The 15,556-nt window shown below is 70.3% G+C and carries 17 protein-coding genes; 9 read left to right on the forward strand and 8 right to left on the reverse strand.

Annotation, left to right across the window (positions count from 1 at the left end; translation table 11 throughout):
- Positions 1-10: 10 nt before the first annotated feature.
- On the reverse strand, positions 11-964 hold the full coding sequence (locus OG702_RS19360) for a hypothetical protein (RefSeq protein WP_327290147.1): 954 nt from the start codon (positions 962-964) through the stop codon (positions 11-13).
- Entirely contained in the window at positions 945-1,889 is a 945-nt protein-coding gene (locus OG702_RS19365; protein WP_327290148.1) for an ABC transporter ATP-binding protein, read from the reverse strand. Before OG702_RS19365 ends, OG702_RS19360 begins: the two co-directional genes overlap by 20 nt.
- Positions 1,890-2,280: 391 nt before the next feature.
- Here OG702_RS19365 and OG702_RS19370 point away from each other — a divergent pair, with 391 nt between their 5' ends.
- From OG702_RS19370 to OG702_RS19390, 5 genes are read left to right on the forward strand one after another with little or no spacing between them, the layout of a single operon-like run.
- Positions 2,281-3,582 carry a ferredoxin reductase family protein gene (locus OG702_RS19370; RefSeq protein ID WP_327290149.1) on the forward strand — a complete coding sequence of 434 codons (1,302 nt, stop codon included), beginning with the start codon at positions 2,281-2,283 and terminating at the stop codon, positions 3,580-3,582.
- A gap of 13 nt (positions 3,583-3,595) precedes the next feature.
- A complete protein-coding gene (locus OG702_RS19375; protein WP_327290150.1) occupies positions 3,596-4,060 on the forward strand; it encodes an FMN-binding protein in 465 nt (154 codons plus the stop codon).
- A 5-nt stretch (positions 4,061-4,065) separates the two neighbouring features.
- Positions 4,066-4,902: an FAD:protein FMN transferase gene (locus OG702_RS19380; protein WP_327290151.1), complete on the forward strand. Its 837-nt coding sequence runs from the start codon at positions 4,066-4,068 to the stop codon at positions 4,900-4,902.
- A 4-nt stretch (positions 4,903-4,906) separates the two neighbouring features.
- On the forward strand, positions 4,907-5,566 hold the full coding sequence (locus OG702_RS19385; RefSeq protein WP_327290153.1) for a response regulator transcription factor: 660 nt from the start codon (positions 4,907-4,909) through the stop codon (positions 5,564-5,566).
- A complete protein-coding gene (locus OG702_RS19390; RefSeq protein ID WP_327290155.1) occupies positions 5,563-6,729 on the forward strand; it encodes a sensor histidine kinase in 1,167 nt (388 codons plus the stop codon). The genes OG702_RS19385 and OG702_RS19390 overlap by 4 nt, the downstream gene beginning before the upstream one ends.
- Positions 6,730-6,892: 163 nt before the next feature.
- On the opposite strand, the gene OG702_RS19395 is transcribed toward OG702_RS19390, so the two are convergent.
- The gene (locus tag OG702_RS19395; protein WP_327290157.1) at positions 6,893-7,126 is read right to left on the reverse strand and encodes a (2Fe-2S) ferredoxin domain-containing protein; all 234 of its coding nucleotides are present in this window, start codon (positions 7,124-7,126) and stop codon (positions 6,893-6,895) included.
- 45 nt (positions 7,127-7,171) lie between these two features.
- Here OG702_RS19395 and OG702_RS19400 point away from each other — a divergent pair, with 45 nt between their 5' ends.
- Positions 7,172-7,330: a hypothetical protein gene (locus OG702_RS19400; protein ID WP_327290158.1), complete on the forward strand. Its 159-nt coding sequence runs from the start codon at positions 7,172-7,174 to the stop codon at positions 7,328-7,330.
- Positions 7,327-7,665 (forward strand): hypothetical protein, encoded by a 339-nt coding sequence (locus tag OG702_RS19405; RefSeq protein WP_327290159.1) that lies wholly within the window; start codon positions 7,327-7,329, stop codon positions 7,663-7,665. The genes OG702_RS19400 and OG702_RS19405 overlap by 4 nt, the downstream gene beginning before the upstream one ends.
- A gap of 354 nt (positions 7,666-8,019) precedes the next feature.
- Here the strand turns inward: OG702_RS19405 and OG702_RS19410 are convergent, their stop codons facing one another.
- Both OG702_RS19410 and OG702_RS19415 read right to left on the reverse strand, forming a co-directional pair.
- The gene (locus tag OG702_RS19410) at positions 8,020-8,670 is read right to left on the reverse strand and encodes a response regulator transcription factor (RefSeq protein WP_327290160.1); all 651 of its coding nucleotides are present in this window, start codon (positions 8,668-8,670) and stop codon (positions 8,020-8,022) included.
- Positions 8,658-9,959, reverse strand: a complete 1,302-nt coding sequence (locus OG702_RS19415; protein ID WP_327290161.1) for a sensor histidine kinase — start codon at positions 9,957-9,959, stop codon at positions 8,658-8,660. The genes OG702_RS19410 and OG702_RS19415 overlap by 13 nt, the downstream gene beginning before the upstream one ends.
- 134 nt (positions 9,960-10,093) lie before the next feature.
- Here OG702_RS19415 and OG702_RS19420 point away from each other — a divergent pair, with 134 nt between their 5' ends.
- Positions 10,094-10,591 (forward strand): hypothetical protein, encoded by a 498-nt coding sequence (locus OG702_RS19420; RefSeq protein ID WP_327290162.1) that lies wholly within the window; start codon positions 10,094-10,096, stop codon positions 10,589-10,591.
- 869 nt (positions 10,592-11,460) lie between these two features.
- Here the strand turns inward: OG702_RS19420 and OG702_RS19425 are convergent.
- From OG702_RS19425 to OG702_RS19435, 3 genes are read right to left on the reverse strand one after another with little or no spacing between them, the layout of a single operon-like run.
- Entirely contained in the window at positions 11,461-12,345 is an 885-nt protein-coding gene (locus tag OG702_RS19425; protein WP_327290163.1) for a hypothetical protein, read from the reverse strand.
- The gene (locus tag OG702_RS19430) at positions 12,345-13,622 is read right to left on the reverse strand and encodes a WXG100-like domain-containing protein (protein ID WP_327290164.1); all 1,278 of its coding nucleotides are present in this window, start codon (positions 13,620-13,622) and stop codon (positions 12,345-12,347) included. Before OG702_RS19430 ends, OG702_RS19425 begins: the two co-directional genes overlap by 1 nt.
- Positions 13,619-13,993 carry a hypothetical protein gene (locus OG702_RS19435; protein ID WP_327290165.1) on the reverse strand — a complete coding sequence of 125 codons (375 nt, stop codon included), beginning with the start codon at positions 13,991-13,993 and terminating at the stop codon, positions 13,619-13,621. The genes OG702_RS19430 and OG702_RS19435 overlap by 4 nt, the downstream gene beginning before the upstream one ends.
- Before the next feature lie 542 nt (positions 13,994-14,535).
- On the opposite strand from OG702_RS19435, the gene OG702_RS19440 reads away from it, so the two are divergent.
- The gene (locus OG702_RS19440) at positions 14,536-15,303 is read left to right on the forward strand and encodes an IS5 family transposase (protein ID WP_327290166.1); all 768 of its coding nucleotides are present in this window, start codon (positions 14,536-14,538) and stop codon (positions 15,301-15,303) included.
- The last annotated feature ends 253 nt before the right edge of the window (positions 15,304-15,556 follow it).

Raw genomic sequence — 15,556 nt, forward strand, 5'->3', positions numbered from 1 at the left:
TACGCTGGGATCATCCCGTGACGTCCATCCTCTGGAACACCCACATCGACGTCAGCGCGCAGGTAAAGAGCAGAGCCAAAACACCCACCAGGCCCACTTCATGACTGGGGGGTGCGCCACCGGAACTGATGAACCTCGACCAGAAGTTGTCCGGCAGGGTGGTGACCGATCCCTGGCCTACGGCAAAACCCATCCACCCCTGAACCCAGGTGGCGGGTGTCCATCTGCCGAGGCCGGGCAGCGTGGCCGCGATCAGCATGGCGATGACAGCGCCTGTGGTCGCCGCTGCCGTGCCGATCGTGCCCCGGGTGATCACCCCCGCCAGCAGACCGATCGCGGCGAAGGCTGCCAGCACCAGCAGTGACCGTCCGATGTGGGAACTCGCCCATGCCAGGGCGGCGCCGGTCGACTGGTGCGGATCGGGCAGATGGTCGGCGCGGCGAATCACCGGGCCTGCGACAGCGAGGCAGGCCCAGCACACGCAGGTGGCGGCCACCGCGGCGAGCCACAGGCTGACCAGTTTGGCCGCCAGTATCCGCCAGCGCCTTCCGTTCTGTATGAGCAAGTTCTTCAGCGTCCTGCCTGACCACTCCCCGCCGACGTGACCACCGGCCAGCAGTGCCAGCGCGATCACGCCGGGAAGCGAGGCCATCAGGCCGGCCGCCTCGGCGCCGGCTGCCACGGGGTCCAACTGCGCAGCGGTGGCGGTCGCTTCGGCCGTGCTGTTGGCTCGCTCGGCCGCCATCCGCTCCCGCTGCACGGCCTGGACGTGGTCACAGTCCGGACCGGCCTGCAACTTCAGGACCGCGCAGGACGCCGGCTGCCGTCCGCTGCCGAGCATGCCCTGCCGGGCGTTGGACGCTCCACCGATCGCCAGAAGGACGCAGAACACGCCGGCTGCAGCGATCACTGCCCATGTCAACGGCCTGTTCAGGGTGGCTAGTTCAGCACGAATCTGTCGCATCGAGCACCTCCGGATGGCCGGTTCCGGCGCCAGGTTCGGGCGTTTCGCCGGTCAGCTCGAAGAAGGCATCCTCCAGGCCGGAGCGTTCGACGCGAATCTGGTGTGCCCACACACCGCCCCGCCCCAGGATCTCGTTCACCGCGTGGCCGTCGCCGCATTGGACCAGCAGCGCGTCCGGGCCCTCGGTACGCAGCGAGAAGCAGTCCCTCAGCAGCTCACATGCCTCTCTCTGGTCGCCGGGCGCGACCACCGCCCGGACCACGAGCGTCATCAGATCGCTGAGCTTCCCCTCGACGACCAGGCGGCCGGACTTCAAGACGGCGACACGGTCGCAGACGTGCTCCACCTCCGCCAGTTGGTGACTGGACAAGAACACCGTTGTCCCGCTGTCTGCCAGGGACCGTACGGTGGTTCGGAATTCCCGGATACCCGCCGGATCCATCCCGTTCATCGGCTCGTCCAGCAGGACGAGGGACGGTGACCGCATCAGTGCCACCGCCAGCGCAAGTCGCTGACGCATGCCCTGGGAGTACGTCTTCACCTTGCGATCGGCGACCGAGGCCAGGCCCACTGTCTCCAGGACGGAGCCGATGGCAGTTGTCCCCGGCGACAACGGGGGGCCGCTCAACGCCAGCACCTCAAGGCTGCGTCGACCGCTCATCCACGGATGTAAGGCAGGTTCCTCGATCATCGCACCGACCTCGGCCAGGCCATCCGGATCAGGCAGCAACCGCCCGTTCAACCAAGCCCGACCCGCAGTCGGCCGGATCAAGCCCAATAACATCCGCATAGTCGTCGTCTTCCCCGATCCGTTCGGCCCCAGAAAGCCGTAGACCTGGTTGGCCTCCACCGCAAGATCCAAGTCGTCGACTGCAACGGCTCTCCCGTAGCGCTTACTGAGTCCTTCACATCGAATGCTCTCCACAGCGCCCTCCCTTCCAGCCCGCGCCTCAAGTGTCGGAACAGGACGTTAGGGGTCAGGGCGACGCTGGTCATCAGCCTCGCGACGAGGCGGCCTCATCCATTCGTCGAGTCCGTTCGGCGTCCAACCCTTCACCGGCAACGCACATGGTCGGCACTGCCACAGTGTCGGAAATGTCACTTGCAGTGACCGTTGAGGTGGAGAACACACTCGTCGCCGTGTTACCGGGGCGTTAGGTCGCGCAGGCGAGATTGGGGCTGTACCCGTGCAAGGAAGGGAGCAGCCCATGCCGACGGCGAACGCCTTTTCCACCCGCCCGGCCCGGCACCGGGGGCAGGCGGAACGTTCCCTGTCCGTTCTGGCGCCCCGGGGAACGTGGTGGTCCCGTGGGCTTGTGCTGGTGATCTGGGCCTGGGTGCCGCCGGTGCTTTTCCTGTGGTGGCAGAACACGATCCCCGGCTCGCTCAACAATGCGGCGGCCTGCACCACGGCGGCGGGACGCATCGCGGGGCTCCTGGCGGCATACCTGCTGCTGGTCCTGGTGGCGCTGATGGCGCGGGTTCCGTGGCTGGAGAACCGGGTCGGCTCCGACGTCACGGCTCGTTACCACCGTGCGCTGGGCGAGTACACCGTCGCGCTGGCGTGTGCTCACGTGGTGCTGATCGTCCTGGGCTACGCCTGGCAGGCGGGGACGAACCCGGCGTCGGAGACCGTCACCGTGCTGTTCGATTACGCCGACGTGTGGCTGTCGGCGATTGCACTTGGCCTGCTGCTCCTGGTCGGCGTGGTCTCCGCCAGGGCGGTGCGCCGCAAGCTCTCCTACGAATCCTGGTACCACGTCCACTTGCTGGTGTACGCGGCGATCGGGCTGGCCTTCGCGCACGAGTTCGCCGTGGGCACGGACTTCTCCACCTCGCTGCGGAACCGGGTGCTGTGGTCCGGGGCACACATCCTGGTGGGAGCCGCGGTGCTCGCGTTCCGCGTACTGCTGCCCGCGTGGCGCTCGCTGCGGCACCGGGTCCGGTTCACCCACGCCGTCGCGGAGGGGCCGGGCGCCGTCTCGCTGTATCTGGCCGGACGGGACCTGCACCTCCTCAAGGCCGAAGCGGGGCAGTTCCTGCGCTGGCGTTTCCTGGCCAGGGGCCACTGGTGGCAGTCCCACCCCTACTCCCTCTCGGCGGCACCGGGCGGGTCGGGGATGCGCATCACGGTCAAGGACCTCGGTGACTCCAGCGCTTCGCTGGCCCGGCTCCGGCCGGGGACACGGGTGTGGTTCGAGGGCCCCTACGGGGCCTTCACCGAGCGGCGCCGGGACCGGACCCGCCGCCCGGTCCTGCTGATCGCGGGCGGCGCCGGGATCACCCCGATCCGTGCCCTGTACGAGTCTCTGCCGGGTCGCGGCGCGGACGTGGTCCTCCTCTACCGGGCCTCGACGGAGGCGGATCTGGTGCTCTACCGGGAACTGGAGGCCATCGCCGCCGAACGGGGTTTCGGGCTCCACCCGGTGGTCGGATCCCGCGGCCGGGCGGGCGGTGACCCGCTGCGCGCCGAGAACCTGCGGCGCACCGTGCCCGACGTCGCCGATCGGGAGGTCTTCGTGTGCGGGCCGGGCGGAATGACCGCGTCGGCGGGCCGCGAGCTCCGCAGGGCCGGAGTCCCCTCGCGCCGGATCCACACCGAGACGTTCGAGTTCTAGGAAGCCGTGCACCATGCGAAAAGTCATCTTGTCCCTGGCCGGCACCGCCGCGTGCATCACCGCGATCCTCGGAGTCAAAGCCCAGTCCGCCGGCCCGCCCCGCCCCGCACTGGGAGCCCGCTCGACGGCCCATGAGACGGGACCCGGCCACCCGCCCGTCTCGTCGGCGCCCTCACCCGGGAAGCGCTCTTCCGCCCCGGTCCGTTCCGGGCTCTTCACCGGATCGTCGGTGGACACCCCTTACGGCGCCGTGCAGGTGCAGGCCGTCCTGGCCGGCGGCAAGCTCACCGACGTGGTCGTCCTCCGGCAGACCGACGGCGGTCGCAGCGGCGCGATCGACGCATACGCGCTGCCGATCCTCAAATCCGAGGTGCTGAAGAAGCAGAGCGCCGACGTCGACGTCGTCTCCGGCGCCACGTACACCTCCACGGGCTACGCGCAGTCCCTCCAGGCCGCCCTCGACGCGGCGGGGCGGTGAGCGCTATGCGAATAGCCGTGGAGCACATCATGGGCACCGCGATCTCGCTGGCCGCGCCCGACACCGTGGCCGCCGCCGTCTTCCGGGCTGCGACAGGAGACGCGTTCGCGTTCCTGCGCCACGTCGACGAGGTGTTCTCCCCCTACCGGTCCGACAGCCCGGTCAGTCTGATCCGCGACGGCCGGCTCGACCCGCACGACCTCGGCGGCCACCGGGACGGCGGCGAGATCCACGAGGTGCTGGAGCTGTGCGCCGCACTCCACCATGCGAGCCGAGGGGCTTTCGACGCCTGGAAGGTCGGCGACCCGCCACGTTTCGATCCGTCCGGGGCGGTCAAGGGCTGGGCAGGGGAACGGGCCAGCGCGATGCTCGCCGCCCACGGGCTTCCCCGGCACGCCCTGAACGCCGGCGGCGACGTCCGGCTCCGGTCTGGCGGCGGAACCAACGCCGAGCCATGGCGGGTCGGCCTGGCGGACCCGCACCGGCCCGGCAACCTGCTGGGGGTGCTGGAGGTCCGCGACGGGGCGGTGGCCACCTCCGGCCTCGCCGAACGCGGCGCCCACATCTGGCACCCGGCCGCCGGCCGGCCCGCCACCGCGCTGGCCCAGGTCACCGTAACCGGCCCGGATCTGGCTCTGGCCGACGGCTACGCCACAGCCGCGATGGCCCAGCCGACCGCTGCACGTGCCCGCGACTGGCTCGACGGTATCGCAGCGGACACCGGCTACCAGGCGTTGACCGTCGATGCGGCCGGGCGCACCACGACAACCGCCTCGCTGACGAACCTGACGTGGCTCGCCCCGGCGCCGCAGCCGGCCGCGGGTAGCTCCGCGAGAGGATGAGAGGATGCGGATTCTGGTAGTCGAGGACGAACGGCGCCTGGCCGCCCGCATCGCGGAGGGCCTGCGGGACCAGGGCATGGCGGTCGACGTCAGCCACGACGGTGCCGACGCGCTGGAGAAGGTCGAGATCAGCGGGGGTTACGACATCCTGGTCCTGGACCGCGACCTGCCCGGCCGCTCCGGCGACGAGGTCTGCGCCGAACTGGCCGGCCGCCCCGACGCCCCGATGATCCTCATGCTCACCGCCCTGTCCGGGACCGACGACCGGGTGGACGGCCTGACCCTCGGCGCCGACGACTACCTCGGAAAGCCCTTCTCCTTCGCCGAACTCACCTTGCGTGTGCAATCGCTCGGGCGCCGCAGAGGCTCACACGGCGTGACGCTGGTCCGTGGCGACCTGACCGTGGACACGCTGCGCCGCACCGTGCACCGGGCCGGCCGGCCGGTCGTCCTCACCGCCAAGGAGTTCGCCGTGCTGCGCCTCCTGCTGGCCGCCGACGGCGCCGTGCTGAGTCATGAGGAGCTGCTGGAGCGGGCCTGGGACGAGAACGCGGACCCCTTCACCAACACCGTGCGGGTCACGGTCAACCGGCTCCGCCGCAAGCTCGGTCCGCCCGACGTGATCGAGACCCTGGTGGGCTCCGGCTACCGGATTACCCGGTGAACCCGGCCGCCCGGCTGCCGGCCTGGCTGCGGCTTCCCGCGCTGACGGTCCGGGCCCGGCTGACCCTCACCTACGCGGGACTGTTCACCCTCGGCGGATGCGTCCTCGTGCTGGCCATGACCACCGCGTTCTACCACGAGATCTTCCGCCCGCTGCCCCGCGACGCCGTACCCAGCCGACTCGACCCCGACCACGACCACATCCTGGGCCTGTCCGACCAGATCCGGGACGCCGCCGCCTCCCGGCTGCTGATCATCGCGCTACTGCTGCTCCTGGTGGTCGTCGCGCTGTCGGCGCTGGTCGGCTGGTGGGTGGCCGGACGGCTGCTCCGGCCGATCACGGAGATCACCGCCGCCGCCCGCCGGGCCACCGGCACCACGCTGCACGAGCGCATCAACCTGTCCGGGCCCTCGGACGAGCTCAAAGAGCTCGGCGACACCTTCGACGAAATGCTCGAACGCCTGGATGCGGCCTTCGCCGCCCAGCGCCGCTTCGTCGCCAACGCCAGCCACGAACTGCGAACCCCGCTGGCGCTGACCCGCGCCGCCATCGAGGTCACCCTCGCCAAGCCCGCGGTCAACGAGGCCCAATGGCACGCCATGGCGGCCGACGTCGCCCACTCCACCGACAGCGCGGAGCGCCTGATCTCCGCCCTGCTCGTACTGGCCCGCTCCGAGCAACGCGTCACGGATCCAGTCGAGGACGACCTCGCCGACATCGCCGCCGAGGCCCTGGACCAAGTCGCGGCCCGAAGCCGGGCACGAGCGCTGCGCCTGGAGACCGACCTGGCCGCCGCGCCACTGCGCGCGAACGTCGCCCTGCTGGGAATCGCGGTGTCCAACCTGATGGAGAACGCGGTCCGCTACAACCGCGACGGCGGCCTGCTGCAGGTCACCACCGCGCAGCCCGGCCCCGACCGGGTGGAACTCACCGTCAGTAACGACGGCCCCGTCCTGGACCCGGGGAAGGTGGAGGACCTGTTCGAGCCCTTCCATCGCGGGGCCCACACCCGCCGCCGCACCAGATCAGCGGACATCCCCGACGGTACGGGGCTGGGCCTGTCGATCGTCCGGGCCGTCGCCCGCGCCCACGGCGGCGAGGCCACCGCACACGCCCGTACCGACGGCGGACTGACCGTAACAGTGCGGCTGCCCGCAAGCTGAGGTCCTCTGGGTGTCCCCTGTCTCGGGCCGGCACACGGTCGCACAGCGCGCACGCAGGGACGATGGAGTTGGCGGCGGGAGGGCGCAAGGCCGTCACGCTGAACGGGGAAGTTCGTAGAACGCCATCGGTCACGCGAGCTGGCTTCGCTCACCAGGTGGTGGATCAGCTGTCGAGTTGGCCACGGACGCGGCGCGAAGGCGAGAACGCGTACAGGCCGAGGATCGCTGGCGCATCGGTGACGCCGGGGCCACCGCTCTCGATCCAGGCGGCGATGTCAGCGTAGGCGTCGAGGTCCCGGTGGGCTGCACCCGCCGCCGGACCACCGCCAGCGCAGATCCGAGCCGCCTGCGCCCGCAGCACCCCACCCACCCCCGCACCGCCATCGACACCCGCCACGTCCCCCGCCGCACCGCCCGTCCGTCCACCGACCCGGAGCCCCGCATGAACCACCCACCGACCCTGCCCGCCCAACTGCGCTGTCTGGCCGAGGCTTCCGAAAACCTCTCGCACCGCCCGCCGCTCTCCTACAGCGCGCCGGGACCGGACATACAGCACCTGTCCGACTCCCTCACCGAACTCAGCGCATTGCTCCCCTGGTGACCGCCCAGGGCCAAGACATCCGTACGGCTACGGCCACGGGCGCTCCGGCCGCCCAGAAAGCCCACGCCCGAACCGCAACGGACCTCGCCCACACCGTCGCCGCCGTCGGCCGCGCGATCAACGCCCTCGGCGGTGCGCAGGCCGATCAGCTCTTCATCGACCACTTCACCTCGGCCTACGCCAACCCGCGTGCCGACGCCGACTTCGCCCGAAGCCGGATCGCCACCCACCTCACCGCCGCCCGCACCGCGCTGGCAAGCCACCGGCATGCTGCGCTGCGCCGACATGAGCGCGGACCTTACCGAGCAGCGCGTTCTCGCCGCCCGAAAGCGTAGCCCGCAGGCGGCCTCGGCCGCTCCCGGCCAGTCCTCCCCGGCTCCGGCCGACTCCCATGCACCGGCGCCGCCGAACCCGGGACGAAGGCGCTGACGCGACGACCGCCCTGACATCACATCTGCTCCGGACAACAGCCGACCGACCAGCCCGAGCCACCGCGCCCAGCCCCGAAGACCGTGAGGACACCAGTGATGACCAGCACCACGCCTTGCCATGGCCCTGCGCACGACGGACACCGCCTTCGACTCCCAGCGCGGCAAAGCCTGGTGGGGAGCACCTGTCAGAAGGTGCCGCATTCCCTACCAAATGGCGATCAGCACCGTTGTGGACCGGGCATACGGGAGGATCGCGTGCTATGCGGTAGCAACGCCCAGGAAGCGCAGCACCGCTAGGACGCGGCGGTGGTCGGCGTCGGCCTTGGGCAGGTCGAGCTTGGTGAAGATGCTGTTGATGTGCTTGGCGACCGCGCTCTCGCTCACGACCAGTTCGGCGGCGACGCCGGAGTTGGACCGGCCGCCCGCGATCAGCTCCAGCACCTCCCGCTCGCGCGGTGTCAGCCGATCGAGCGGATCGCTGTGCCGGCGCACCAGCAGCTGCGCGATGACCTGCGGGTCGAGCGCGGTGCCGCCGGCCGCCACCCGGCGTACCGCCTCGGCGAACTCCTCGACGTCGGCGACCCGTTGCTTGAGCAGATAGCCGACGCCCGAGGTGTTGGCGGCGAGCAGATCGGCGGCGTACCGCTCCTCCACGTACTGCGACAGCAGGAGCACGGCGGTACGCGGATACTGGCGGCGGATCACCAGCGCGGCGCGTACTCCCTCGTCGGTGAAGCCGGGCGGCATACGCACGTCGACGACGGCGATGTCGGGCCGGTGCTCCTCGACAGCCGCCAGCAGCCCTTCAGCGTCGGCGACCTGCGCGCACATCTCGAAGCCGGCCGCCTCCAGCACCTTGACCACGCCGATGCGCAGCAAGAGGGAATCCTCGGCGATCACGGCGCGCACGGCACCTCCACGGTGATGACGGTCGGGCCCCCGGCGGGGCTGCGGCAGGAGAACGTGCCGTCGACGGACGCGACGCGCTTGGCGAGCCCGGCGAGCCCGGTGCCACCGCCAGCAGCCGCGAGATCCGCGCCGCCCGCGCCGTCGTCCGCGACGACCACCAGCAGTGTCTCCCCGATCCGCTCCACGGTCACGTCCGCCCGGGCCGCCTGGGCGTGTTTGACCACGTTCGTCAGGGCCTCGGAGACCACGAAGTACGCGACGGCCTCGATCGTGGGTGAGGGGCGCTGCGGCAGGTCCACCGCCACGCGCACCGGGATCGGGAGAGGGGCGGCGACCCCGGACAGCGCGGCGTCGAGGCCGCGGTCCTCAAGGACGGCCGGATGCAGGCCGCGCACCAGGGTGTTCAGCTCGGCGATCGCCTCCTTCGCCCCGCGGTGCGCCTCGTCGATCACCTTGCGGGCGTCCTCCGGCAGGTCGCCGAGGGTGGCCCTGGCCAGGCCCAGGTTGACGGCGAGTGAGACGAGGCGCTGCTGTGCGCCGTCGTGCAGGTCGCGCTCGATCCGCCGCCGCTCGGCGTCGGCGGCGTCGAGCACGCCGGTCCGGCTCTCGGCGAGGTCGGCGACCCGGCGGGCGAGCTTCTCCGTGCGGCTGGGGCCGAGCAGGACCTCGGCCGCCCGGGTGTCCAGCCGCACCAGAGCGCCGGTCAGCCGGGGCCCGAGGAACAGCAGGGCGAGGCCGCCGGCGGTGATGTACGCGGCCTGCGTGGTGTACCCGAGGTCGGTGACCCGCCACTGCGGGGGCAGCGCCCAGATCCACACGTAGATGGAGGCGGCCACGAGAGCGGCGGCCCAGACGGCGAGGACGGCGAAGTCCAGGACGGCGAGCAGCGGACCCGCCACGGCGTGGTAGCAGACCTGCCGCCACAAGGCCCGGCCGGTCAGCCGGCGCACCGCCGACATCCAGTGGCGTCCCGACCCGTGTACGGCGGGGCGCGGGAGGTCCCTACCGACGAGCGCCCGGTAGCGCCGCCGCTGCCCGACGGTCAGCAGGGGTGTCACCACGAGCGCGAACAGCACGGGCAGCGCAATCACGAGGGGTGTCACCACGAGCGCGAGCAGCACGGGCAGCGCAGTCAGGGCCGGCGCCCCGGCCATCGCGCCGGCCAGCCAGAGCCACAGTGGCACCACGGCGAGGTGGAGCGGCAGGCCGGCGGCGACGAGCGCGGTCCGGTGTCCCGCCCTGCGGAACGGCCGGCCCAGCACCAGCCGCCGCCACGTCGTGAGTTGCATGCGTCAAACGGTAAGCCGCAGGCCATCCCCGTGCCATGACGCTCCCGCCCGGTTCGGGGGTGCACTTATCTCCACCCCGGGTCGGAACCCTGCGTGACTGACGGCGCCCTGGTGTGCGGCGGAGAGTGGAGCACATGAAGGGGACAGCCGGCGGGGAGCGGGAGAAGAAGATGCGTCAACTGGTTTTGTGCGATGACGAAGTGGCCGGCGCCGAGGTCATCCCGCTCCACGAAGAGGCGGAGGAGCCGCGCCCGGCTCGGGGCATGCGGCGGGCCGGGTGGCTGCTGGTCGCCTGCGGGCTCGCCCTGCTGCCGTGGGTGTACGTGCTGGCCACCGGCCTGCCGGCCACCGCGACCGCGGCGCACTGGCCGGTCGCTTGGGTCGGGCTCGACGCGCTGGAGGCGCTCGGCCTGATCGCCACCGGCCTCCTCGCCGCCAGCGGTGACCGGCGGCACGCCCTGGCAGCCGCCGCGACCGCGACGCTGCTTGTGGTGGACGCCTGGTTCGACACCACGACCGCGGCCCCGGGCGGCGACTTCACCACCGCGGTCGCCATGGCTCTCGGCGCCGAGCTGCCGCTCGCCACGCTGTGCGGCCGACTGGCGCTGCGGGCGCTGAGCCGGCCCGCGTGACGCCGACCGCCTGACCACGTACCACGGACGGAATCGATCCGCCGGAGAACACCATGCACCGCATCACCACCGCCCCGTCGCCCCGATCCCGGCCCGGACCCGCTGGGCGGTCGCCGCCGGCGCGGGCGCCGCGTTGGCCGCCGCCTGGTGGCTTGGAGGACACGGCACCCTATCCGTACGCCCAACGCGGCCTCTCGACGTGTCGTTGCCGTTCCTGACATCCGACCGGATGGACACCGCACTGCAACCGCGGCCGGGGGCGGACCTCATCCCAGGGCAGCGGACTGCTGCCGCCACCCGGGCGGACGGGCATGACGTCGAGGGGCCCCACCGCCTACGGTGGGGCCCCTCGACCTGCGTGGGTCTCCTCGCTGCGATCCGTCCCGGGATCCCTGCGGCGGCGGTGGGATCCTGCCGCCGCGAGGCCGGCGGCCGCACCGTCCTCGAACTGTGGGTACGGCTCAGCTCACCGCGTGTTGCCAGGTGGCCCAGAGCCCATAGAGGGTGGCTGACGCGCTGGAGGGTTGCAGTTCGGGTTGCATTCAGCGCCGTTCAGGGGTGTCCGAGCGCTCCGGTGTTGGCCGCAACGCTACAGGTCAGGACGGTGGCGAACTCGCGCGAACACCCGGACGAACAGTTGGAAAGCGTGTTGGGGGCAACCCCTCACGAGTTCGAATCTCGTATCCTCCGCCAGTGCCTCACCGGGCACGACGTCGATGGCCCCCGCTGCTCGCAGCGGGGGCCATCAACGCGTATGGTCTCGCCCTGTGTGGATCCGCAGCCCACCGCTGACTGGGGCGCAAGCCGTTGTCCGTCCACTTCTACGACGGCTACGGGCCTCTGCCGTGTCGGATGGCGCTGTCGTGGGGCTACCAGGGGAGGGGGTCGGGGCGGCGGTCCCACCACCAGCCGGCGTCATCCGTGCCGGGGACGTCCAGCTCTGGTTGCTTGCCGAGGTCCAGGTACCAGGCGGGATCGGGCACGGTCATCTTGATGAATTGCCGGTCCACCAGGTCCACCGCGGCCTCCAGCAACTCGGCCGCCTGCTCTGGAGGCTGCTGTTGCAGGTGCTCCAACTCGTCCCGTGCTGTGAGGTTTTGTACATACAGGTCCGCCGGGTACCAACCCGCGGGAGCCCAGTCGTCCGTCATCGTCTGTACGAGCTGTTCCCATGCGCCCAAGTTCGTCGCAGCCCTCCAGTACGGGGAGCCGGTTTCGTCGGTTCGGCCCGTCCCCAGAGCGTTCAGAGATGTGGCGAAGCGGTCGCTCACCGGTGTCGGCTTCCGCTGGTCGTACACGATCTCGGGGATCCGGATGACCCGGGCACGCGGGAGGTCGGCAACAGGCGCTTCGACGGCATCGACCGTGTACACGGGCTTCTCGTCGTCCGAGTCGAGCAGTCGGGCCCGGGTGACTGTACCGTCGGCAGTCGCGAGCCAGTACGCGCTCGGCCGGATCGACTCCGTCGGGTAGAGGACCGAGCGGCCGAGCACACGCGCGAGCGCTGCGGCCAGCTCCGGCTCACTCGGCTGCGGCTGAACGCTGTCCTGGGCGTAGACATCCAGAGACGTCCTCACATCGCCCCGGACCGCGCGCGTCCCGCAGAGCACCGGCGCGTCCCAGTTCCGCGCGTCCTGATCGGCGTTCTCGTCGGCCACGTCGACATCACGGACGGCCACTCGGAAGCACTCGGCAAGTGCTGCGGCTACAGCGCCGTCGCTCAGGGACTCGGTGACGAGCAGGTTGTAGGTCATCAGTACGTCCCATCATAAACTGCCTGGGCTTTCTGGATAGCTTCCGGATTGTTGATGAAGCGTGGATTTTTTACGAAAGCCTGCACGGATTCGGCATTTCCCTTGGCCTTGGATATTTGCTGGAGAGCTGCGTACTCGTTCCGATCGAGTTCGACGATACCCGGGCCATTGACGGGATATAACCTGCCCGTCGGTTCAACCCTGTAGGTGCGTCCGTTGATTTCGTAGAGCATGGTCTTCTTATCGTATTTCGCCTGCCCTGCGGCGATGTCGGCGACGTCCTGATTCACTTGCTGCTCGTAACCACGCAGGATCACGCTGTTTTTCGGCTTGACCTCGCCCGACGCCGCGCCGGAAACGGTGTGCCGTGCGTTCGGTGGCAGCAGAGACTTTCCTTTCGCTGTCCCTTCAACCGAGTCGGATGTGGGCCAGGGGCCCCTGCCCGGGCCGCTACCGCCCTCCCCGGTTCGCATCACCATCCCGAGATCGTCGAGGCCGGCCGACGGGCCGCTGGGGAGGGCCAGGCCCGGTTGGAAGTCCGGCAGGTGGAGGCTGTCGAGGAGGCCCTGCAGGCCGCCGTTCTGGGCAACAGTCCTGATCGTGCTGCCGGCTGCGCCTACGGTGCCGCCGAAGACGGCCCCGTAGAGCGCGGCGTCGGTCGCCTCGTCGAGGTGGAGGCTGCTGCTCTCGCCGGTGGCCATCGCGATGGGTTGCGTGACGGCGAGGTCGACGGTGATGGATTCGACGCCGGCGATGGCGGCGGTGGCCAGGGTGGTGCCGATGATCGCGGCTACCTCGGTGGAGACGGCCACGCCCAGGGCGGCGGACAGGTCCAGGACCTCGGCGGTGGCGGCGGCAGCGGCGGCTTCGGTGAGTCCTGCGGTGAAGAACGCCAGGGCTGTGCCGGCGACGATGGTTCCGCCGACGATCTCCAGCTTGTGCTCCAGTTGTGTCACCGCGCTGTGGACGCTGTCGGCGTACTGGTCGAGGGCGGTGGCCAGGTCGCGGGCGCTGTCGATCATGTCCTGGAGCCAGCCGCGATTACCGTAGTAGTAGCGGCGCCAGAAGGGGTCGTCGAAGGCCGATATGGCTTTGCCGGTGTTGTTCTCGATGAGTGTGCGGGCTGAGGTGTTCGCTGCGGCGGTGAGGGTCTCGACGTCATCGGCGAAGGTCCGCCATGCGGTGGCGGCGTCCCGCAGGCCGCCTTCGTCGGCGTCCGGCCACCACATTCCGGTCAGCTTCATGACGATCTTCTTCGCCTCGCCGGCGACGCTCACTGCAGGTCTCCCCCGCCAGTGTGCGGGGGAGGCTCCGGCTTCGGCCCGTTCCTGCTGAACATCGACCGGACCAGTTGCTCGTTGCCTATGTGGCCGTCCGCCATGTCGGCCATGGCGTCGTGGATGCTGGCCAGGCCGAGGGCCAGGATCTCGGCCGCCATCGTCATGCTGGTCACGTTCGGCGCGTACTGGTCCTCGAACTGCTTGCCCTGGTCGTCCGCCCCCCACGGGGAGCCGGCCGCGGCAAGGCCCCCCTGGAGCTTGACCAGGGCTGTCGCCAGGTCCGAGCTGTGCGTGAGGAACTGCGGTGCCGTCGCCTGCAGGTCGGTGAGCTTGATGTCGAGTATCTCGCCGTCGCTTGCATCGCCCATACGTCATCCACCCCCATGAATCAACGATTTCCCGCGGCGCCAGCTGATCGACAGCTGGTGCCTCCTGCCACTCTGGTCCAGCGCGCGCGGGCTCCGGACAAGAACCGCGGCGGAAGGAAAAGCATGGCCTGAACACTGCTTTCACTGGCTGGTGTTCACCGACACGCAGCCCGACACAGAGCCCGAGGGTGGCAACAGTCGCCAATTTCCCGCCTGCTCATGGTCAAGGGCAGAAGCCAGTCCGGCGCCCCCGCGTCCTCGGTCTCATTTCTGGTCTCATCCAGCCGCGTCCAGGGGCGTCCGGAGCTCGCCCAGATGCCTGCTCCGTCGCACGTCAGGACGCCTTTGCCTCTCTGCGTACGGCCCCGTGACCCGTTGGAAAGCGTGTTGGGGGCAGCCCCTCACGAGTTCGAATCTCGTATCCTCCGCCAGTGAGCCTTTTCCAACCTGCCAAAGTAGCTGCGCACTTGGGGTGACAACGAGGTGAAGCCCCTGGTAAATGGGTTTTCGACCAAGAGAACCGTGTCCACCAGAGGCTTCGCATGCTTGTCTACCCGTCCGGCGTGGACGTGTCCAGTTCCGCTCTCCGCTTCCTTGCAGATCAGTTGCGGCGGCACCGCCGTGCCAGCAACTCCCGCTGGCGACGGCTGACCGCCGGCCGCCAAGCCCTTCTCACCCCCGCCCACCTGCGCGTCGGACACACCTACGCCCAGCTCGCCAGCGGGTTCGGCGTGGGGACCACGACGGCATACCGCTATGTCGCCGAGGCCGTCGACCTCCTGGCCGTCCTCGCTCCCACCCTGGCCGATGCCGTCCGCACCGCCTCGACGAAGGCGTTCGTGCTCCTGGACGGCACGCTCCTGCCGATCGACCGCACCGCCGCGGACCGGCCCTTCTACTCCGGGAAACACAAGAAACACGGCATGAACGCGCAGGTTCTCACCGATCCGTCCGGCCGACTGCTATGGGCCTCGCCGGCCCTGCCCGGAGCCGTCCACGACATCCGAGCGGCCCGCGAGCACGGCATCATCGACGCCCTCGATCGGGCCCACGTCACCTGCTGGGCCGACAAGGGCTACCGCGGCGCCGGCGGCACGGTCCGCATCCCGTACTGGGGCCGATGGGAGACGCTCTCCCCGGGACAGAAGGCGGTGAACCGCTCCCACGCGAAGATCCGTGCCCTCGTCGAACAGGCCATGGCGACCCTCAAGAGCTGGCGGCTCCTGCGCAAAATCCGGTGCTCCACCACCCGGATCACCGCCCTCGTCCAGGCCGTCCTCGCCCTGCATCTGGCCAGCTCAGACCGATGATGGAAAAGGCTCAGTGCCTCACCGGGCACGACGTTGATGGCCCCCCCGCTCGCGGTGGGGCCCTTCGACGCGTTGCGGAGTGACGCATCGGCCTGATGGATGCGTGCCTTCGGTGCCTCGCGGGAGTTCGGGACTCGGAGGAGTGCGATCGCTCTCAGTCCCGCACTCCTGGGCGGCGGCTTGCGGCTCGGGCCAGCGGACTCGCCCTTCGGCGGATCCGGATTGCAGGGTCAGGGCCTGCCGGATCGTACGC

This window comes from Streptomyces sp. NBC_01198 (assembly GCF_036010485.1).
In the GTDB taxonomy this organism is placed as follows: domain Bacteria; phylum Actinomycetota; class Actinomycetes; order Streptomycetales; family Streptomycetaceae; genus Actinacidiphila.